The 19,387-nt window shown below is 72.5% G+C and carries 16 protein-coding genes; 13 read left to right on the forward strand and 3 right to left on the reverse strand.

Annotated features, from left to right (window positions below; translation table 11 throughout):
- Positions 1-301 precede the first annotated feature (301 nt).
- Positions 302-1,327, forward strand: coding sequence for a pentapeptide repeat-containing protein (locus ABEA77_RS07930; RefSeq protein ID WP_345643141.1), 1,026 nt, complete (start codon positions 302-304; stop codon positions 1,325-1,327).
- 15 nt (positions 1,328-1,342) lie between these two features.
- On the opposite strand, the gene ABEA77_RS07935 is transcribed toward ABEA77_RS07930, so the two are convergent.
- On the reverse strand, positions 1,343-1,654 hold the full coding sequence (locus ABEA77_RS07935; protein ID WP_345643143.1) for a hypothetical protein: 312 nt from the start codon (positions 1,652-1,654) through the stop codon (positions 1,343-1,345).
- A 382-nt stretch (positions 1,655-2,036) separates the two neighbouring features.
- Here ABEA77_RS07935 and ABEA77_RS07940 point away from each other — a divergent pair, with 382 nt between their 5' ends.
- From ABEA77_RS07940 to ABEA77_RS07990, 11 genes are all read left to right on the forward strand, one after another.
- Positions 2,037-2,450 (forward strand): hypothetical protein, encoded by a 414-nt coding sequence (locus ABEA77_RS07940; protein WP_345643145.1) that lies wholly within the window; start codon positions 2,037-2,039, stop codon positions 2,448-2,450.
- 123 nt (positions 2,451-2,573) lie between these two features.
- The gene (locus tag ABEA77_RS07945) at positions 2,574-3,566 is read left to right on the forward strand and encodes a LacI family DNA-binding transcriptional regulator (protein ID WP_345643147.1); all 993 of its coding nucleotides are present in this window, start codon (positions 2,574-2,576) and stop codon (positions 3,564-3,566) included.
- A gap of 419 nt (positions 3,567-3,985) precedes the next feature.
- Positions 3,986-4,933: a 2-hydroxyacid dehydrogenase gene (locus tag ABEA77_RS07950; RefSeq protein ID WP_345643150.1), complete on the forward strand. Its 948-nt coding sequence runs from the start codon at positions 3,986-3,988 to the stop codon at positions 4,931-4,933.
- Between the two features lie 259 nt (positions 4,934-5,192).
- Positions 5,193-8,366 carry a putative bifunctional diguanylate cyclase/phosphodiesterase gene (locus ABEA77_RS07955; RefSeq protein WP_425588227.1) on the forward strand — a complete coding sequence of 1,058 codons (3,174 nt, stop codon included), beginning with the start codon at positions 5,193-5,195 and terminating at the stop codon, positions 8,364-8,366.
- A gap of 220 nt (positions 8,367-8,586) precedes the next feature.
- Positions 8,587-10,452, forward strand: coding sequence for an acetolactate synthase large subunit (locus ABEA77_RS07960; protein WP_345643153.1), 1,866 nt, complete (start codon positions 8,587-8,589; stop codon positions 10,450-10,452).
- 46 nt (positions 10,453-10,498) lie between these two features.
- On the forward strand, positions 10,499-11,026 hold the full coding sequence (gene ilvN / locus ABEA77_RS07965; RefSeq protein ID WP_345643155.1) for an acetolactate synthase small subunit: 528 nt from the start codon (positions 10,499-10,501) through the stop codon (positions 11,024-11,026).
- A 125-nt stretch (positions 11,027-11,151) separates the two neighbouring features.
- Positions 11,152-12,153 (forward strand): ketol-acid reductoisomerase, encoded by a 1,002-nt coding sequence (gene ilvC, locus ABEA77_RS07970; protein ID WP_345643157.1) that lies wholly within the window; start codon positions 11,152-11,154, stop codon positions 12,151-12,153.
- Between the two features lie 319 nt (positions 12,154-12,472).
- Positions 12,473-14,065 (forward strand): phosphoglycerate dehydrogenase, encoded by a 1,593-nt coding sequence (gene serA, locus ABEA77_RS07975; RefSeq protein ID WP_345643158.1) that lies wholly within the window; start codon positions 12,473-12,475, stop codon positions 14,063-14,065.
- Between the two features lie 206 nt (positions 14,066-14,271).
- The gene (locus tag ABEA77_RS07980; RefSeq protein WP_345643159.1) at positions 14,272-15,276 is read left to right on the forward strand and encodes an aldo/keto reductase; all 1,005 of its coding nucleotides are present in this window, start codon (positions 14,272-14,274) and stop codon (positions 15,274-15,276) included.
- A gap of 177 nt (positions 15,277-15,453) precedes the next feature.
- On the forward strand, positions 15,454-16,626 hold the full coding sequence (locus ABEA77_RS07985) for a PQQ-dependent sugar dehydrogenase (protein ID WP_425588228.1): 1,173 nt from the start codon (positions 15,454-15,456) through the stop codon (positions 16,624-16,626).
- Positions 16,627-16,660: 34 nt separating this feature from the next.
- Positions 16,661-16,903 (forward strand): DUF6191 domain-containing protein, encoded by a 243-nt coding sequence (locus tag ABEA77_RS07990; protein WP_345643470.1) that lies wholly within the window; start codon positions 16,661-16,663, stop codon positions 16,901-16,903.
- A 70-nt stretch (positions 16,904-16,973) separates the two neighbouring features.
- On the opposite strand, the gene ABEA77_RS07995 is transcribed toward ABEA77_RS07990, so the two are convergent.
- Together ABEA77_RS07995 and ABEA77_RS08000 are read right to left on the reverse strand one after the other, a co-directional pair.
- A complete protein-coding gene (locus tag ABEA77_RS07995) occupies positions 16,974-17,615 on the reverse strand; it encodes a hypothetical protein (protein WP_345643164.1) in 642 nt (213 codons plus the stop codon).
- Positions 17,616-17,650: 35 nt separating this feature from the next.
- Positions 17,651-18,274, reverse strand: coding sequence for a TetR/AcrR family transcriptional regulator (locus tag ABEA77_RS08000; protein WP_345643167.1), 624 nt, complete (start codon positions 18,272-18,274; stop codon positions 17,651-17,653).
- A gap of 214 nt (positions 18,275-18,488) precedes the next feature.
- On the opposite strand from ABEA77_RS08000, the gene ABEA77_RS08005 reads away from it, so the two are divergent.
- Complete coding sequence (locus ABEA77_RS08005; RefSeq protein WP_345643170.1) at positions 18,489-19,313, forward strand: SDR family NAD(P)-dependent oxidoreductase; 825 nt, start codon at positions 18,489-18,491, stop codon at positions 19,311-19,313.
- Positions 19,314-19,387: the final 74 nt, after the last annotated feature.

Below are 19,387 nucleotides of genomic sequence, written 5' to 3' on the forward strand. Positions count from 1 at the left end.
CGGAACGCAAAAGGGTCCACCGACTCCGTCGGCGGACCCTCAAGAAAGATCGAGGTTAGTGCTCGAGTGCTCATGATCAGCGACGTCCGCCTCTGCTCATGAAGATCCGTAGAAAGCACAACACGAGGACGCTACCGCAGTCAGTTGCGCCAGGAGCCCGTGCTTCGGTGGAAAGATCAGGAAGCCCGCCCCTCAATACGTTGCCTCTGCGGGGACTCGTGCGGTGAGATGAGTCGTGCGCAAACAACGGGGACTTGTGATTCTGGGAGGCGTAGCGATTGCTATGGCTGCCATCTGTGCGGTGCTGCTTGTATGGCGCGGGCCCTGGTGGGCTGACGGCGAGTACCTCAGTGACAAGGAACTGCGCACCGGTTCGGCCGCGCTGGTCACTGGCTTTCGGACCTCGGTCGTGCAGCTGTTCGCGCTCTTCGGGGCGGGCATCGCCCTTCTGTTCACCGCATTCAACTACCGACTCACCCAGCGAGGCCAGGTCACTGAGCGCTTCACTAAGGCATTGGAACGCCTCGGCTCGGCAGAGATGTACGTACGAATCGGAGGTCTCCTGGCCCTAGAGCAGATCGTCCAAGATGCCCCTGGCCAGGCAGAGCACGCGACGCAGGTACTGAAAGCCTTCGTACGGGACCGGGCCGCTCGCGGTGCCGCCCCAGCACCTCCAGTTGCCCGATCCATGCGCATTGCCGAGGCACGTCGGGCCGCTCGCGGCAGGGGTGGGGTAGCCAGCATCCCGGCCGCCTCCGTACGCACAAGGCCCGATGCAGACGTACAGCAGGCGTTGACCGCACTCATCGGACCACCGACCCAGCCGGGCGGGCACCCAGACGACAGCATCTGGGAGTGGAACGGGGGCTCTGAGCACGTGGATTCGGGCAGGAAGATCGATCTTGGTGACTTGAACCTCGCCGGAGCCAACTTTCACCGCGCGGACCTGTGTGGAGTCCGGTTGGACGGTGCCGATTTGAGCGGGGCCCGAATGACTCGGGCATACCTGCAAGGTGCCAGCCTGGAGGGGGCGAACCTGACGGGGGTTGAGATGTATCGGGCGAACTGCAACGGGACCCGGATGGACGACGCGGATCTCACCAATGCCTACATCGACGGTGCAGACATGGTGAACGCCTACGGGCTGGCAGTGGAACAAGTGCTGGTGGCGGAGGTGACTAGCCGGACGTCACTTCCGAGTTATATCGCGCAGGACCCCCGTGTGCTCGCGCGTATGGCGGAAGTGGAGAAGATCCTCGAAGAGGAGTGGGCAGGTGCTCACCGCGCAAATGCCGAAAGGACTGCTTCGCTCCCGGTAGGCGAGTGAACGTGCTGAAACCCTTCAGTTGAGCAGGCCCCGCCGTCGGGGCTTGTTCAAGGGATTGGGCTCGTACAAGGCCAAGAGCACAGCTTCCGCGCGGTCCGGCGACTTCATGCCGCGGGCCTTCATCGCCTTCTTGCTCTCGATCTGGGTGTAGCCGCTCGTCGTGGAGAGCTGCGCAGCCGCCTTCTTATCGACGTGCAGGCGCAGCCGCCCCGGCCGGACGACGACAGTGAAACCGGCCGTGGACGGGCCCTGACGACGCGTGGTGCGTGCACCCGCGCGGGTGCGGAGAGGCCGGCCCGGTTCTTCCGGCCTACCGTTCAGCGACACGGTCCCTTGGGATGTTCTGGACCCAGGCCGTCGGGGTCGTCACCTCAGGAACCTGCGAACCGCCGGATTCGCGTGGTCGACACACCAGGGCTGCCCGCTGAGCCTCCCCGGCTGGGCGGAACATAGCCGCCGAACGCCGGTTACCCAAACCGGCGATTCTGCGGACCATTGTTCCTCCCACCACCAGTCGCCGAACACCCGGGATACGGAAGGCAAGGGCTAACCGCCGCTACACACAGCGACCATCAAAGACACCCGTGCGGTTCCTTCTGCTCATGATCAGCACTCGCACGCAGTGCTCATCTCGCGCGGAATCCGCCGTTTCTGCAGGAAGCCGTGCTCACCAAACTGCGGTCCCTACACCAGGCCCCGGATCCGCGACATGACAGGCGGCGGGGGACGCCCCCGCGCGACCGCGGTGGTTCGCCTGGTCACCCGTGCCGAGCTGGACACCGCCGACAGCGCCGCGCGGCGGATCTCGGTGTCCGCGCGGCTGGTGGCCGTGCTCGCGGACGGCCGCCGCGTGGTGCTGCTCGACGACCGCGGCTGGAGCGCCTCGGGCCCGGCGGGCACCGGGTTGCGGCTGGTGGCCGAGGAGGTCGAGCGGGACGCCAGGACGGTGGTCGGGCCCGACGAGCCGTTCGGCGGCAGGACGCGCGCGCAGATGGCGGCCGACCACTGGGGCTCCCTGGCCCGGGTCCTCGCCCGCCGGGGCGTGGCCGTGGACGCGGCGGAGCTTGCGCGCCTGCCGCACGACGTGGTGCTGGGCGAGCGCCTGCGGGCGCGGCTCGGCTGACACCGGCGCCGCGGGCCACGCGGCAGGCGTCATAGCCGGTCTGCGGCACGGCGGCCACGGTGGCCGGGCGCAGCCGGCTGCGGGGAGGGTGCGGTGGTGGCGTCAGGGGCGCGGCGGCGGAGGGTGACGATCCACGATGTCGCCCGGTCGGCGGGGGTGTCCCGGCAGACGGTGTCGCGGGCGCTCAACGACAAGCAGGCGCTCAACGACAAGGGCGAGATCCAGGGGGCGACCAAGCGGCGGGTGCTGGACGCGGCGCGTGAACCCGGCTGCCAGCCGAGCCGGTTCGCGCGCGGCCTGGTGCGGCAGGACACGGTGACGGTCGGGCTCGTCATCCCCGACCTGCTCAACCCGTTCTCCACCGAGGTCGCGGCGGCGGCCCTGGGGGCGGCGGGTCTCCGGGGCTGGCACGTGGTGGTCCACGACACGTCGGACCACCCGGACAAGGAGCGCGCCACCCTCCGGGTGATCGGCTCCCAGGTCGACGCGGTGATCGGGTACTTCAGCAGCCCCGAGGAGGAGATCGACCGGGGTACGCGCGGAGTGCCGGTGGTGCTGGTGGGGCGGGAGCACAGGTCGCCCCGGTTCTCGTCGATCCGCGTCGACGGCGCGGACGGTATCCGCGCGGCCGTGGGCCACCTGGTGGCGCGCGGGCACCGGCGGATCGGCATGCTCGACCACTCGGGACACCCTGAACCCTCCGACCGGCACGCCTGGTTCGCCGCGGCGGCGGCCCCGCACGGGGTGGCGGCGGACGCGGTGGCCGGCGCGCGCCAGTCGGTGGAGGGCGGCGAGGCGGCGCTGCCCCGGCTGCTCGCCGCGCACCCGGACGTCACCGCGGTACTGGCCTTCGACGACGTGATCGCGGTGGGCGCGCTGCGGGCCGCCCGCCGCCTCGGCAGGCGGGTGCCCGACGACCTCGCGGTGGTCGGCTTCGACGGGCTGCGCCTCGGCGACCTGGTCGAACCCGCCCTGACCACGGTCGCGCTCGGCATCGGCAGGCTCGGCGCCCTCGCCGTCGACGAGGCGGCCCGCCTCCTCTCGGCCCCCGAGCACCCGGCCCCCAGAGCCGCCCTCGCGGTCCACGGCGCGCTCCTCCCCCGCGCCTCGGCCTGAACCCGGCCCCGCGCCGGAGCGTCGTACGGCCCGGTACGCGCGTGCCGGAACCCGTACGGACGGCAGCCTCGCGTGGCGCGGCCCCCGGCGAACCATCCCGAACACCGGGGGGCATGGGCCACCGGCACCCGGACACACCCACGCCGTCGTGCGGTCGGCGCCGCTTGGAGGGTGGGCGCCGCCGGCCCGAGCGGGGTTTCCGGGAGGCGGGCCGGCTGGCCGCGTGGCCCGGAACGCGCCCGCGCCACCGCGCGAAGGACGCCGGCGGCCCGAGCAGGGGCTCCGCGAGGCGGGCCCCGCACACCCGCCCCGGCGCCCACGGGCGTTGACCATGGGTTCACCCGGTGCGCCCGTGGCGTGGCGCGGACCGCACAGGCGGGGCTTCTGGGCAGGCAGGGGCGTGGCTTAACCTCCCGACCATGGACAATGACGCGGCAGAGGTGTGGATTCCGTATACGGCGGACGAGATCGCGGGGCTGCCGGAGGGCCTCACCTACCGGTTCTGGGACGGCGGGGAGGAGTTCCCCGGCGACCCGGCGCGGTGCGCCTTCTACACGGTGCCCTACCTGAAGGGGCCCGAGGTCGCGAGGCGGCCGCTGGCCGAGATGAGTTCGCTCCGGGTCGTGCAGACGCTCTCCGCGGGCGTCGACCACGTGCTGCCGGGGCTCGCGGCGACGCCCCCGGGGGTGGCGCTGTGCAACGCCAAGGGGGTGCACGAGGCGAGTACCGCCGAGATGGCGCTCACCCTGACCCTCGCCTCGCTGCGGAACATACCGGGATTCGTGCGGGCGCAGGAGCGCGAGGAGTGGCTCTCCGGGTTCTTCCCCGCGCTCGCGGACCGCTCGGTGCTCATCATCGGCTACGGCTCGATCGGCTCCGCCATCGAGGACCGGCTCGCGGCGTTCGAGTGCGCGCGGGTCGCGCGCGTCGCGCGCTCGGCGCGCACCACCGCGCGCGGGCCCATTCACACGCTCTCGGATCTGCCCGATCTGCTCCCCGACGCCGATGTGGTGATCCTCTCCACGCCGTTGACGGACGCGACCCGGGGGCTCGTCGGCACCGGCTTCCTCGCGCGGATGAAGGACGGCGCGCTGCTCGTCAACGTCGCGCGCGGTGCCGTCGTCGACACGAAGGCCCTGCTCGCGGAGGTGACCACCGGCCGGCTCACCGCCGCGCTCGACGTCACGGACCCGGAGCCGCTGCCCGCGGGACACCCCCTCTGGCACGCGCCCGGCGTCCTCGTCAGCCCCCATGTCGGAGGCTCCACCTCCGCGTTCGAACCCCGGGCCAAAAGGCTCCTCTCGACACAACTGACCCGGTTCGCCGGGGGTGAAGCCCTCCAGAACGTGGTAATGACCACAGAGTGAGCCCGTCACGGAGCGCCCCTCCGTGACCACGCTGCGCAGCCGCCCCTGACGCGGTATCACGTCACCCGAGATCGTCACGGAGAGTAGAGAGACTATGTCGCTGAGTGACGGCTCTGGTGTATCGTCCCGATCTGGGGGCTGCGTCGCGTGTGGGGCGGCGTCGGGGAGCGACCAGAATCCGAGGGGGGCGACGGGCGATGCACGGCCGATGGACCGACAGGACCGACCAACCGAAAGCGACATGTCCCGGAGCGGGCCGATGAGCGCCGAGGGGGCCCTCCTCGACCGGCGCCGCCGGGCCGGCGGCAGCGGCGGGCTGGCCGCGCAGCTCGTGCTCGCGCTGGTCTGCGCGGGTTACGCGGCGGGCGCGGCGACGGGCTGGGGCTCGCAGGAAGTCTCGGTCTTCATGGGCGACTTCGGACTCAGCCTGGCCGCACTGATCGCGGCAGTCTCCTGCTTCCTGTACGCGCGCGGCAAGGGCCACAGCTTCCGGTCCGCCTGGCTGCTGTTCTCGCTGTCGTCGTTCATGGCGGCGGGCGGCAACGCCATATGGGGGTGGTACGAGGTCGTGCTGCGCGAGCCCGTGCCCGCGCCCTCCCTCGCCGACCTGTTCTTCCTCTGCTTCGCGCCCCCGGCCATCGTCGGCCTCCTCGTCCTCGCCAAGCGCCCCGCCACCAGGGCCGGCTGGGTCTGTCTCGGCCTCGACGCCTGGCTGATCGGCGGCTCACTGCTGACGCTCTCCTGGAGCCTCGCGCTCGCCCACACGGCGCGGGTCGACGGTCCGAGCGTCCCGCAGGCCGCCCTCGCGCTGGCCTACCCGCTGCTCGACATCGTGCTGGTGAGCATGGTGCTCGCGCTGCATTTCCGGCACACGGCGAGTCGCACCGCGGTCAACACCGCGATCAGCGCACTCGCGTTGACGGTCCTGTGCGACGGCCTGTTCACCTCGCCACTGCTGCGCGCCGAGTACCACTCGGGGCAGCTCCTCGACGCCGGCTGGTTCGCAGGGTCGCTGCTGCTCGCGTACGCGCCGTGGGGTGTGCGGCACCTGCCGGAGGTCAAGCAGCGCCCCGCCGCGCGCCGGCGCAGCGGCGTCGCGGGCGTGCTCGCCGCCCTCACGCCGTACCTGTCGGCCGCGGTCTGCACGCTCGGCATCCTGTACACGGCCGTGGAGGGCCACCAGGTCGACCGGGTGGTGATCCTCACCGGCTGCACGGTGGTGCTCGCACTCGTGGTGCGGCAGGGGATCATGCTCGTCGACCATGTGGCGCTCACCCAGGAACTGGCCCAGAAGGAGAACCACTTCCGCTCCCTGGTCCAGGGGTCGAGCGACGTCATCATGATCGCCGCGCCGTCCGGCGTGCTGCGGTACGTGAGCCCCGCGGCCTCCGGCGTGTACGGCCGCAGCGCCGAGGAGCTCCAAGGCGTGGAGCTCGCCTCGCTGATCCACCCCGCCGACCTCGGCAAGGTCGTCCACGAGGTGCGGCGCTTCCTCGCCTCACCGCCCGCGCGGGAGCCCAGCGCCCGCGTCGAGTACCGGTTCAGGTCGGGCACCGGCGCCTGGCTCAACGTGGAGTCGACGGTCAACCGCCATGAGGACGGCCTGATCTTCAACAGCCGGGACGTCACCGAACGCGTTCGCCTGCAGGCCCAGTTGCAGCACAACGCGGAGCACGACCCGCTGACGGACCTGCCCAACAGGGCGCTGTTCACCCGACGGGTGGGCCAGGCGCTCGCCGGGCGGCGCGCCGGGGACGCGGGCACGGCGGTCCTCTTCATCGACCTCGACGGCTTCAAGGGCGTCAACGACCGCCTCGGCCACCAGGTCGGCGACGAACTGCTGATCCACGCCGCCCGGCGCCTCCAGGCCTCGGTGCGCGCGGGCGACACGGCAGCGCGCCTCGGCGGCGACGAGTTCGCGGCCCTCGTGCTGACCGGCGAGCCCGGGGGCGCGGACGGCGCGTCGCGTCCCGACCGGGAGCGCACGGTCGGGGAGATCGCGGACCGGCTGCGGCTGACCCTGTCCGAGCCGTACCGCATCGAGGGGCACGACGTGCGGGTGGCCGCGTCGATCGGGATCGCCTTCGCCGAGCCGGGCACGGACCCGGCCGACCTGATGCGCAACGCCGACCTCGCCATGTACCGCGCGAAGGCCGCGGGCAAGAACCGCGTCGAGCTGTACGCGCCCCAGCTGCGCTCGGACGCCGTGCGCAGCGCCGAGCTGACCGGCCGGGTGCGCACCGCGCTGCACGAGGGCCAGTTCGCCCTGCTGCACCAGCCCGTGGTGGACCTCGCGACGGGCCGCATCTGCGGGGTGACCGCGCAGCCGCGCTGGCGGGCACCGCAGGGCCTGCTGTTCACCCCGGCCGAGTTCCTCCGCATCGCCGACGACCACGACCACGGCAGGGCCGCCGAGTTCGGGCACCGGCTGCTGGACGACGCGGTGCGGCGGGCCGCCGAGCGCTTCCGGGCGACGGGCCACGACGCGCCCGTCGTCGTGCGGCTGCCCGCGCGGCGCCTGCTGGACCGCCCGCCGCGGCTCGACTCCGTCGAGGCACTGTTGACCCGGCACGGCCTGCCCTCCCGGTCCCTCACGATCGAGCTGGCGGATGCCGACCACGGCGTGGACCCCGAGGAGCTGGAGCGGCGGCTGCGGGCGCTGCGCCGCCTCGGGGTGCGGATCGCGCTCGACGGCTTCGGCAGCGGCTTCTCCGCCATCCACGCCTTACGCAGCCTGCCGCTCGACGCGCTCAAGCTCGACCGGGGCCTGGTCGAGGGCATCGCGGAGTCCCCGCGGCTCCACCGCATCACCGCGGGCCTGCTGCGGATCGCCCGCGACCTCGGCATGCAGTCCGTGGCGGACGGCGTGGACCGGCCCGACCAGATACTGGCACTGCGGGCCCTCGGCTGCACGCACGGCCAGGGCGCGGCGTTCTCCGGGCCGCTGGACGAGCACCGGCTGCGCCGGGCACTCGGCCGCGGCGTGTACCCGCTGCCCGCCTCCGAGGAGGCGGACGACGCCGCGCTCCTGGCGCCGGGCGGTGCCGGGCGGCCGGGTCCTCGGGGAGCGGGGAGCGTGCCGCACGGCACGGGCGGCGTCCAGGGCGGCCCGGGACTGCCGGTGCCCGCAGGGGAGCCCGTGCCTGGCCGCAGGAGCGTCGGCGGCCCGCCCGCCGTCCTCGGGCCCGCGGGCGCGGTCGCGCTGCCGGGAGGCTCCGGCGGCGCACCGGCGGGCCCGGGCCCCGCCGGGATGCCGGGGGCCGTCGGGGTGCCGGGGGCCGTCGGGGTGTACGGGCCAAGTGCCCCCGAGGGGGCGGTCCGTGGGCTGTTCGGCGCGTCGTTCTCGGCGCTCGGCCCGCGGTCGGCGGCCGGTGAGCATCTCCCCTTCCCGTCCGTCCGCTCGAATGGTGAGACGTCCGTCCCACCCACTTGACAGGAATGGCGCGTCAGGGGGATGGTCGGTTCCATGCGCACCCGAATTCTCGTACTTGGACAGCGCGTCGGCTGAAGCAGAGCCCGTACACCGGCTCCGCGGACCCTCACCGACGCGCTCCCCTCGCTTGCCCTACGGCACGGGGGGTTTTTTGTTGCACCGGTACCCTCAACCACCCTCGCGACATCTCGCGAAACCCAAGCCCTGAGAAGAGAAGCCGATGACCGAGCAGGCCACCGGGGCCCACCATCCGCAGCCGCGGCCCCGCAGCGGCGCAGCGCCGTCCGCCCCCGTCGAACACGTCACGGGCGCCCAGTCCCTGATCCGCTCGCTTGAGGAGGTGGGGGCCGACACGGTGTTCGGCATCCCCGGTGGTGCGATCCTCCCGGCGTACGACCCGATGATGGACTCGACCGGTGTCCGCCACGTGCTCGTCCGCCATGAGCAGGGCGCGGGCCACGCGGCGGTGGGCTACGCGCAGGCCACCGGCAAGGTCGGGGTGTGCATGGCGACGTCGGGGCCCGGTGCGACCAACCTGGTCACGCCGATCGCCGACGCGCACATGGACTCGGTGCCGATCGTCGCCATCACCGGCCAGGTCGCCTCGAAGGCGATCGGCACGGACGCCTTCCAGGAGGCGGACATCGTCGGCATCACGATGCCGGTCACCAAGCACAACTTCCTGGTGAAGGACGCGAAGGACATCCCGCGCACCATCGCGGAGGCCTTCCACATCGCGGGCACCGGCCGTCCCGGCCCCGTCCTGGTGGACATCGCCAAGGACGCGCTCCAGTCGCAGACCACCTTCTCCTGGCCGCCGGTGCTCGACCTGCCGGGCTACCGCCCGGTGACCAAGCCGCACGCCAAGCAGATCCGGGAGGCCGCGAAGCTGATCGCCCGGTCGAAGCGCCCGGTGCTCTACGTGGGCGGCGGTGTCGTCAAGTCCGGGGCCACGGCGGAGCTGAGGGTGCTCGCCGAGCTGACGAAGGTGCCCGTCACCACGACGCTGATGGCGCTCGGCGCCTTCCCCGACAGCCACCCGCAGCACGTGGGCATGCCGGGCATGCACGGGGCCGTCACCGCGGTGACCGCGCTCCAGAAGGCCGACCTGATCGTGGCGCTCGGGGCCAGGTTCGACGACCGGGTCACCGGCAGGCTGGACAGCTTCGCGCCGCACGCGAAGGTCGTGCACGCGGACATCGACCCGGCGGAGATCGGCAAGAACCGCGAGGCCGACGTGCCGATCGTGGGCGACGCCCGCGAGGTGCTCGCGGACCTGGTGCAGGCGGTGCAGGCGGAGCACGCGGCCGGCACGCTGGGCGAGGCGGCGAGGACCGGCTACCAGGCGTGGTGGAAGGACCTGGACCGCTGGCAGCAGACGTACCCGCTCGGCTACGACCAGCCGGAGGACGGCTCGCTCTCCCCGCAGCAGGTCATCCAGCGCATCGGTCAGCTCGCCCCCGAGGGCACGGTGTACGCGGCGGGCGTCGGCCAGCACCAGATGTGGGCGGCGCACTTCATCGACCATGAGAAGCCCGCGACCTGGCTGAACTCGGGCGGCGCCGGGACGATGGGGTACGCGGTGCCGGCCGCGATGGGCGCGAAGGCCGGGAAGCCGGACCGCACGGTGTGGGCGATCGACGGCGACGGCTGCTTCCAGATGACCAACCAGGAGCTGACCACCTGCGCGCTCAACAACATCCCGATCAAGGTCGCCATCATCAACAACGGCGTCCTTGGGATGGTGCACCAGTGGCAGAACCTCTTCTACAACCAGCGCTACTCGCACACCACCCTGCGCGACGACAGCGACGGCGCGAGCGGGCCGAGCAGCGGCACGCGCGTGCCGGACTTCGTGAAGCTGTCGGAGGCCATGGGGTGCGTGGCGATGCGCTGCGAGTCGCCCGACGAGCTGGACGCGGTGATCGCGAAGGCCAATGCCGTCAACGACCGCCCCGTGGTGGTCGACTTCATCGTCCACGAGGACGCGATGGTGTGGCCGATGGTCGCCGCAGGGACGTCGAACGACGAGATCATGGCCGCCCTCGGCGTCCGCCCCGACTTCGGTGACGTGTCCGACGACTGAACCGACCGACCCGACAGCCACGACCGAGAGACCCAGAGAGACTCCCATGTCCACGAAGCACACGCTCTCCGTCCTGGTCGAGAACACGCCCGGCATCCTCGCGAGGATCGCCGCGCTGTTCTCCCGCCGGGGCTTCAACATCGACTCGCTCGCGGTCGGTGTCACCGAACACCCCGACATCTCCCGCATCACGATCGTGGTGAATGTCGAGGACCTGCCCCTGGAGCAGGTGACGAAGCAGCTCAACAAGCTGGTGAACGTCCTGAAGATCGTCGAACTCGAGCCGGGCGCTGCGATCCAGCGCGAGCTCGTGCTGGTGAAGGTCCGCGCCGACAACGAGACCCGCAGCCAGATCGTCGAGATCGTCCAGCTGTTCCGTGCCAAGACCGTGGACGTCTCCCCGGAGGCCGTCACCATCGAGGCCACCGGCTCAAGCGAGAAGCTGGGCGCCATGCTCAAGATGCTGGAGCAGTACGGAATCAAGGAGCTCGTGCAGTCCGGCACGATCGCCATAGGGCGGGGCGCGCGGTCCATCACGGACCGCAGCCTGCGCGCCCTCGAGCGCAGCGCCTGAGCCCCCGGGCCCGTCGCGCGCTCACCGCTGCCGGACCGCATCGCGAGACCGGCAGTCCGCCGTCGGCATCCCCGCCGTACGGTGGGACGCACCACCAGCACCGCTGTCAACAAGGAGAAGAATCCGTGGCCGAGCTGTTCTACGACGACGACGCCGACCTGTCCATCATCCAGAACCGCAAGGTCGCGGTCATCGGCTACGGCAGCCAGGGCCACGCCCACGCGCTGTCGCTGCGCGACTCCGGTGTGGATGTCCGGGTCGGCCTGCACGAGGGCTCCAAGTCCAGGGCGAAGGCCGAGGAGCAGGGGCTGCGCGTGGTCACGCCCGCCGAGGCGGCGGCCGAGGCCGACGTCATCATGATCCTGGTGCCGGACCCGATCCAGGCGCAGGTCTACGAGGAGTCCATCAAGGACAACCTCAAGGACGGCGACGCCCTGTTCTTCGGCCACGGCCTGAACATCCGCTACGACTTCATCAAGCCGCCGGCCAACGTCGACGTGTGCATGGTCGCCCCGAAGGGCCCCGGCCACCTGGTCCGCCGCCAGTACGAGGAGGGCCGCGGCGTTCCGTGCATCGTGGCGGTCGAGCAGGACCCCACGGGCAAGGGCCTCGAACTGGCGCTGGCCTACGCGAAGGGCATCGGCGGCACCCGCGCGGGCGTCATCAAGACGACCTTCACGGAGGAGACCGAGACCGACCTCTTCGGTGAGCAGGCCGTGCTGTGCGGCGGCACCTCCGCGCTGGTGAAGGCGGGCTTCGAGACGCTGGTCGAGGCCGGCTACCAGCCGGAGATCGCGTACTTCGAGTGCCTGCACGAGCTGAAGCTGATCGTGGACCTCATGTACGAGGGCGGCCTGGAGAAGATGCGCTGGTCGGTCTCCGAGACCGCCGAGTGGGGCGACTACGTCTCGGGTCCGCGCATCATCAACGACCAGACCAAGGCCGAGATGAAGAAGATCCTGGGCGAGATCCAGGACGGCTCGTTCGCCAAGACCTGGATGGACGAGTACCACGGCGGCCTGAAGAAGTACAACGAGTACAAGAAGGCCGACGCCGACAGCCTGCTGGCGACCACGGGCGCCGAGCTGCGCAAGCTGATGAGCTGGGTCGACGACTCCGAGGACTGATCCGGAGCAGGGGTCCCGCCGCGCGCCGCGCGGCGGGGTCCCGCCGCCGCGCCCGGCCGCCGGGCGCGGCCCCCGTACGTGAAGCATGTGAAGCATGCACGTATGAGTGATCCTGCCGCTCGGGTGGGATCAGCCGCCGGCAACGGCACTAGACTCTGCACCACACGCGTCGGGCCCACAGCGTCGTGCGTCTTTCACGCGGACGAGGGTGTGTCGTCATGATCCGGCAAGGTCATGCTGAGCCTGCACACCCCCATGACACCTCCACCGCATGCGGCCGCTGGGACGGCCGTCCGCAATGGGACTTGTGAGGACACACGTGAGCGATAAACCTGTCGTACTCATCGCTGAAGAGTTGTCACCCGCCACCGTCGACGCGCTCGGTCCGGACTTCGAGATCCGGCACTGCAACGGCGCCGACCGCGCGGCGCTGCTGCCCGCGATCGCCGACGTCGACGCGATCCTGATCCGCTCGGCCACCAAGGTCGACGCGGAGGCCGTGGCCGCCGCGAACAGGCTGAAGGTCGTCGCCAGGGCCGGCGTCGGTCTCGACAACGTGGACGTGCCCGCCGCCACCAAGGCGGGCGTCATGGTCGTCAACGCGCCGACGTCGAACATCGTGACCGCGGCTGAGCTCGCCTGCGGCCTGCTGATCTCCAGCGCGCGCAACATCCCGCAGGCCAACGGCGCGCTCAAGAACGGCGAGTGGAAGCGCTCCAAGTACACGGGTGTCGAGCTGAGCGAGAAGGTGCTCGGCGTGGTCGGCCTCGGCCGCATCGGCGTGCTGGTGGCGCAGCGGATGGCCGCGTTCGGCATGAAGATCGTGGCGTTCGACCCGTATGTGCAGCCGGCGCGCGCCGCGCAGATGGGCGTGAAGCTGGTGACCCTCGACGAGCTGCTCGAAGCGGCCGACTTCATCACGGTGCACCTGCCGAAGACCCCGGAGACGCTGGGCCTGATCGGCGACGAGGCGCTGCACAAGGTCAAGCCGACGGTCCGGATCGTCAACGCCGCGCGCGGCGGGATCGTGGACGAGGAGGCGCTGGCGTCCGCCCTCAAGGAGGGCAGGGTCGCGGGCGCGGGCCTCGACGTGTACGCGAAGGAGCCCTGTACGGACTCGCCGCTGTTCGAGTTCGACCAGGTCGTGGCGACACCCCACCTGGGCGCCTCGACGGACGAGGCGCAGGAGAAGGCGGGCATCTCGGTCGCCAAGTCGGTGCGCCTCGCGCTCGCGGGCGAGCTGGTGCCCGACGCGGTCAACGTGCAGGGCGGTGTGATCGCCGAGGACGTGCGCCCCGGGCTGCCGCTCGCGGAGAAGCTGGGCCGGATCTTCACCGCGCTCGCGGGCGAGGTCGCGGTGCGCCTCGATGTCGAGGTGCGCGGCGAGATCACCCAGCACGATGTGAAGGTGCTCGAACTGTCCGCGCTCAAGGGCGTGTTCGAGGATGTCGTGGCGGAGACGGTGAGTTACGTCAACGCGCCGCTGTTCGCGCAGGAGCGCGGCGTCGAGGTGCGGCTGACCACGTCGAGCGAGTCGCCCAACCATCGCAATGTGGTGACGGTGCGCGGCACCCTGTCGGGCGGCGAGGAGGTCTCGGTCTCCGGCACGCTGGCCGGGCCGAAGCACCTGTTGAAGGTCGTCGCGATCGGCGAGTACGACGTGGACGTGGCGCTCGCCGACCACATGGTGGTGCTGCGCTACGAGGACCGCCCCGGTGTGGTCGGCACGGTCGGCAGGATCCTCGGCGAGGCGGGGCTGAACATCGCGGGCATGCAGGTGTCGCGGGCCGAGGAGGGCGGCGAGGCGCTGGTCGTCCTCACCGTGGACGACACCGTGCCGCAGCCGGTGCTCACGGAGATCTCGGCGGAGATCGGCGCCGCGTCGGCGCGCTCGGTGAACCTGGAGGACTGACCCCCCGCCCCTGCGGGCGGGAGGGAGCACGACGCGTGTGCGAAGCGAGGGGCCCGGCCGTGTACGGCCGGGCCCCTCGGCGTTCCCCGCCCCCTCCGGGTCCCCGTTACGCTCCCCCGCCGGTGCCCTCCGCGGGCCTGGGGTGATCATGGTGGGGGTCGACTGGGAGCCTCCCGCGCGCGGGGAGGTGAGAGGGGTTCTCGCAGGTGGAGCGCAGGAGGATCGGCGCGGGTGTGCTGGGGGTGGGCGCGGTCGGGCTCGGCTGCGCACCGATGAGCTGGGCGTACAGCCCATCGCAGCGGCGGGGCGAGGTGTCGGAGCGCACGGTGCACGCGGCGCTCGACGCGGGCGTGGAGTTGCTGGACACCGCGGACATGTACGGGCCCTTCACCAACGAGCTGCTGCTCGGCCGGGTGCTCGCGACGCGGCGGGCCGACGCGTTCGTGTCGACCAAGTGCGGGCTGCTCGTCGGGGACCAGCACCTGCTGGCGGACGGGCGTCCCGAGTATGTGCGGCGGGCCTGCGACGCGTCGCTGCGGCGGCTGCGCACGGATGTCATCGACCTGTACCAGCTGCACCGGGCCGACCCCGAGATACCGGTCGAGGAGACCTGGGGCGCGATGGCGGAGCTGGTCACGGCGGGCAAGGTGCGGGCGCTCGGGATGTGCGCGGTGGGGCTGCGCGACGGGCCGCGGCGCGCCGGGCGCGTGCGGGACGCGCCGTACGCGGCGGCGGTACGGCAGCTGGCGCGGATGCAGCAGGTGTTCCCGGTCTCGGCGGTGCAGGCTGAGCTCTCGGTGTGGGCGCCCGAGTCGCTTGACCTGCTGCTGCCGTGGTGCGCGGAGCGCGGTGTGGGCTTTCTGGCGGCGATGCCGCTCGGCCGGGGCTTCCTGACGGGGACGCTCACGCCGGGGCAGGGCTTCGAGGAGGACGACGTACGGGCGCGGCACCCGCGTTTCACCGCCGAGATGATGGCGGCGAACCAGCCGCTGGTGGCGGGGTTGCGGCGGGTCGCGGAGCGGCACGGGGCGACGCCGGCGCAGGTGGCGCTCGCCTGGGTGCTCGGGCGGGGACGGCAGGTGGTGGCCGTGCCGGGCACGAAGCGCCCGGACTGGGCGGTGGAGAACGCGGCGGCGGCGCGGCTGCGCCTCACGCCGCGTGACCTGGCGGACATCGCGGCGCTGCCGCCGGCCAGGTCGTCCTGGGACTGACCGGGCGGCGCGTCCGCGCGGGCCGCCGGGGTGCCACGGCGGGCGGCGCGGACGCGCGTGCGTGGCCGGAATGCGGTGTGCGCCGGGTGCGCGGGGGCGGGGTCGTGGACGACAGTGGTGGAGGGTGTGCGACACCCCGGGTCGCCGCCGTACACCGCCGAAGGGATGGGCCGAGCCGTGCGACGTACCGCAGTGCAGACGGCGGTGGCCGCCGCCGCGCTCCTCCTGGCCGCGGGGTGCACCGGGTCCGCCGCGGACTCCGGCTCCGCCCCGTCCCCGTCCGCCTCGTCCCGCTCCGCTCCCTCTCCGTCCGCCTCGTCCTCTCCTGCCTCGTCCTCGCCCGCGGTGCCGCCCGAGCGGGGTTCCGTACGGGTGGTCCGCACGCTCGCGGAGCACCTGAGGTCGCCGTGGGGCCTGGCGGCGCTGCCCGGCGGCGACCTGCTGGTGTCGTCCCGCGACGACGCGCTGATCACCAGGGTGGACGCGCGGAGCGGAAGCAGGACGGAACTCGGCCGGGTCCCCGGGGTCTCGCCCGCGGGCGAGGGCGGGCTGCTCGGGATCGCGCTGCCGCCGTCGCTCTCCTCCGGCCACCTCGTCTACGCGTACCTCACCACGCGGTCCGACAACCGGATCGTGCGCATGGCCTACGACCCGTCGAAGCCCGCCGGACGGCAGCTCGGGGCGCCGCACACGGTGCTGAAGGGGATCCCGAAGGGGTTCGTGCACAACGGCGGGCGGATCGCCTTCGGGCCCGACGGGATGCTGTACGCGGGGACCGGCGAGTCCGGCGACACCGGGAAGTCGCAGGACAAGGGGTCGCTCGGCGGCAAGATCCTGCGGATGACGCCCGATGGGGCGCCCGCGTCAGGCGACCCGTACAAGGGCTCCGTCGTCTACGACCTCGGCCACCGCAATGTGCAGGGCCTCGCGTGGGACCCCTCGGGGCGGCTGTGGGCCTCGGAGTTCGGACAGGACACCTGGGACGAGCTCAACCTGATCAGGCCGGGCCGCGACTACGGCTGGCCCACGGTCGAGGGCAAGGGCCACAGGGCCGGGTTCACGGACCCGCTGGAGCAGTGGCACACCGACGACGCGTCCCCGAGCGGCATCGCGTACGCGGCGGGATCGGTCTGGATGGCCTCGCTGCGCGGCGAGCGGCTGTGGCGCATCCCGCTCGACGGCGGGGAATCCGCGGGGCCTGTCCAGGCGTTCCTGAAGCGGAAGTACGGCCGCCTGCGTACGGTGCTCTCGGCCGGGGACGACAAGCTGTGGCTGGTCACGAGCAACACCGACACGCGCGGCACACCCGAGCGGGGCGACGACAGGATCCTCCTGCTCCAGGTGCGCTGAGCTCAGGAGCAGGAGGCGGCGGGCCGTGTTCAACATGATCGAGGATCTCTTCGCACCGGGCAGGAAGCACACGGCGGAGGAACAGAAGCGGCTCGAACTGAGCCGGGTCGACGTGGACGGCTCAGACCCCGGGCGCGGCCCGATAGACCTGGCCTCGGGGAAGGTCACGATCCGCCGCCCGGAATCGGATCCGGCGGCGCCGGACGCCCGCCCCGACCGGGCCCAGACCCACGACCAGGCCCAGGGCCCCGGCACATCCGCCGGGACCCCGGCCTAGAGGCCCGAGGCCAAGGGGCCACCCGGGACGCTCCAGGCCGGAGAGAGCCCTGAGCGCCCGGGGCCGGGGCTCAGGAGGCGGGTGTCGGGGCCGTGGGGGTGGCGGGCGCGCTGGGCAGCGAAGCGAACAGGTCGAAGTACATGCCGAGCGAGACCACCACGCCGACCGCGCCGAGCACGAGCGCCGCGATGGCGACGGGCTTCGCCCAGGCGGCGCTCGCGGCAGCGGCGGCGGGTCGCAGGGCGAACAGCGCGATCACCGCGAGGACCGCGGCGACCAGTGCGACCGCGCCGTTGATCGCGGCGGTCGTGTGCCAGCCGTCGCCGTACAGCTCGGCGATCTGCCGGCTCGCGGACGCGGACTGGCTGGTGTGCAGCTGGCCGACGAGCGTCTCGCGCTCGGCCCCGATGCGGCCGGTCCAGGTCCCGGTGAGGGAGACGACGCCGAGCGCCGCCGCGACCACGGCGGCGGCCGCGGCGCCTACCCCGCGCGAGGTGCGGGGCGGCACGGCGTCGTCGTCGGTGGCTGCGTCGGCGTTCTGCTCGCCCTCCCGGCCGGCCGCGTCGTCCGCCGCCGCACCGCCGTCGGCGGCGCCGTCTCCGGCAGCGCCCTCCGCCGCGGTGGCCTCCGCCGCCGTGCGCTCCTTCTCGTCGTGCTCGTTCCCGGTGGCGGCGTCCGGTTCTGTCGTCGTGGTGCTGGGGGTGGGGTTCATACGGCGCACGCTAGGGGCGCCTCCTGAGAGGTTCCTTAATCCCGTGGGTGTGATCCTGCCGCGAGGCGGGGCCCTGCCGGGTGCCCACGGTCCGCGCGGGGTGCGGTGAGACGCCGTACGGCGGTGGCGACGGCGTCCCTGCGGGCCGCGAGCGCGGCGGCCGCGACGCCCTCGGGCTCCGCGTCCGGCGTGCCCTCTGTCCAGGTGGAGGCGAGGGAGACCACCAGGGCGAGCAGCCGGTCGGCGGGGAGCGCCGCGTCGACCCTGCCCTCCTCCTGGGCTCTGGCGAGCGCGGCCGTCTTCGCCTCCCCGGCCTCGCGCACGGTCTGCGGCACCGCGCCGGGACGCTCCAGCGCGTTCCAGCGGGACAGCCGCATCAGGTGGGGATGGCCGATGTGGAACTCCAGCAGGGCGGCCGCGTATCCGGGCAGGTCGTACGCGTCGAAGGGGGCGGCCTCCAGGATCTCGCGCACGGCCGCCTCGTAGACGGCGTCGAACAGCTGGTCCTTGCCGCCGAAGTGCACGTAGATCAGGTTCTTGTTGTAGCCGGCCGCGGCGGCGATGCGGTCGACGCGGGCGCCCGCGATGCCGTGCCGGGCGAACTCCTCGGTCGCCGCGGCCAGGATCCCTGCCCTGGTGATGCGCGAGTCTCTGGCCACGCCGCCATCGTAGTCGGCGCGCCCCGGGGCCCGGCCGGGCGCGTTTGCGTGGGCGGCGGGGTCGGCCGTACAGTGAAGTAACTGACTAGTTAGTCACTTACGTTCCCGCGCCTCCAGTCGAGGCCGTTTCCTGCGGAGGGTCCCCGTGTCCGAATCCCAGAAGCCGCATGAGCCCCAGAAGTCCCAGGAATCTCAGGAATCTCAGGGGTCCCAGGTGTGGTTCGTCACCGGCAGCTCGCGCGGCCTGGGCCGCGCGGTGGTCGTGGCGGCGCTCGACGCGGGCCACCGGGTGGTGGCCACCGCCCGCAACCCCGCGCAGCTGGACGATCTCGCGGTCGCGTACGGCGACCGGCTGCACCCGGTCGCGCTCGACGTGACGGACGGGGCCGCGGCGCGCGCCGCCGTGCTGGACGCGGTGCGGGCCCACGGCAGGCTCGACGTCCTGGTCAACAACGCGGGGTACGGCGACATCGCGCCGATCGAGGACATGCCGGAGGAGGCGTTCCGGGCGCAGATGGACACCAACTTCTACGGCACGTACCACACGACCAGGGCCGCCGTGCCCGTCATGCGCGAGCAGGGCTCGGGCCACATCATCCAGGTGTCGTCAAGCGGCGGCCGGGCCACGACGCCGGGGCTCGGCGCGTACCAGGCGGCGAAGTGGGCGGTGGGCGGCTTCTCCGAGGTGCTCTCCCGGGAGGTCGGTCCGCTCGGCGTGCGGGTCACGATCATCGAGCCCGGCGGCCTGCGCACCGACTGGGCCGGGTCTTCGATGGCGACGCCGCCGGTCGGCGAGGCGTACCGGGAGACGGTCGGCGCGATGGTCGAGGCGACGCGCGCGGCGAGCGGGCGGCAGCCCGGCGACCCGGCGAAGGCGGCCGGCGTGATCGTGCGCGTCGCGGGGATGGCGGAGCCGCCGCTGCACCTGCTGCTCGGTACCGACGGCTACGCGTATGTGACAGCGTCCGAGCGTGCACGCACCGAGTCGGACCGGACGTGGTACCACCTGACCGAGTCGATCGCCTTCGACGCCGCCTGAGGCGCGCCGCGCGGTCGGCGGCGGGCCCGGCGTACGGAAAGGGGCCCGCGGGCCCCGGGGGATCGGCGTCCCCC

The organism is Streptomyces tremellae, assembly GCF_039540215.1.
Lineage (GTDB): Bacteria > Actinomycetota > Actinomycetes > Streptomycetales > Streptomycetaceae > Streptomyces > Streptomyces tremellae.

What these genes read in the sequence shown, in the direction of transcription:
- ABEA77_RS07940 (WP_345643145.1), top strand. Translation starts at nt 2,037, where the DNA reads ATGACAGGCGGCGGGGGACGCCCCCGCGCGACCGCGGTGGTTCGCCTG.
- ABEA77_RS07950 (WP_345643150.1), top strand. Translation starts at nt 3,986, where the DNA reads ATGGACAATGACGCGGCAGAGGTGTGGATTCCGTATACGGCGGACGAG.
- ABEA77_RS07995 (WP_345643164.1), bottom strand. Translation starts at nt 17,615, where the DNA reads ATGAACCCCACCCCCAGCACCACGACGACAGAACCGGACGCCGCCACC.
- ABEA77_RS07990 (WP_345643470.1), top strand. Translation starts at nt 16,661, where the DNA reads ATGATCGAGGATCTCTTCGCACCGGGCAGGAAGCACACGGCGGAGGAA.
- ABEA77_RS07955 (WP_425588227.1), top strand. Translation starts at nt 5,193, where the DNA reads ATGAGCGCCGAGGGGGCCCTCCTCGACCGGCGCCGCCGGGCCGGCGGC.
- ilvN (WP_345643155.1), top strand. Translation starts at nt 10,499, where the DNA reads ATGTCCACGAAGCACACGCTCTCCGTCCTGGTCGAGAACACGCCCGGC.
- ABEA77_RS07960 (WP_345643153.1), top strand. Translation starts at nt 8,587, where the DNA reads ATGACCGAGCAGGCCACCGGGGCCCACCATCCGCAGCCGCGGCCCCGC.